Origin of the sequence: Xanthovirga aplysinae, from assembly GCF_009711365.1 — a bacterium.
GTDB lineage: Bacteria > Bacteroidota > Bacteroidia > Cytophagales > Cyclobacteriaceae > Xanthovirga > Xanthovirga aplysinae.
In genome coordinates, this window is the sequence record NZ_SMMB01000152.1 from 1 (window position 1) to 498 (window position 498).

At 42.2% G+C, this 498-nt stretch carries 1 pseudogene; it reads left to right on the forward strand.

Going from position 1 to position 498, the window contains the following annotated elements:
* Positions 1 to 107: 107 nt before the first annotated feature.
* Positions 108 to 498: pseudogene (locus E1171_RS00255) on the forward strand (hypothetical protein); the annotation flags it as partial.

Consider the following 498-nt stretch of genomic DNA (forward strand, 5'->3'; position numbering starts at 1 on the left):
AATTAATTGGTATTGCTTAAAAAAATGCAGTATACCGAATTAAGCTATTAATTTAAATTTTTAAATATGTATAAAGAATTTTGATGCACCAAATAACTTCAATATCTATGAAACACCTTTACTTTGTTCTTTTTCTTGGTCTTCTATTCAGTAGCCTGGAAGTTCCAAGGGCCCAAGCCCAAAACCAGTCCCCGGTTTTTAACTCAGACCCTATCACCAGTGCCTATGAAAATGAGACTTATTTCTATATGTTAAAGGCTACCGACCCCGATGGGGACACCTTTACCTTTAATGCACCGGACTTACCTTCCTGGTTGCAAATGGTGACCGCTCCAGTGGTGAGTACCTTGGCGGGGATAGGAAGCTTTGGAGACCAGGATGGTGATGCACTTTCGGCTAGTTTTGTCGCTCCAAGGGGTGTAGCGGTGGACGCCGGGGGCAATGTTTATGTAGCAGAACGTAACGGTAACAAGATCAGAAAAATCAGTGTTGATGGTC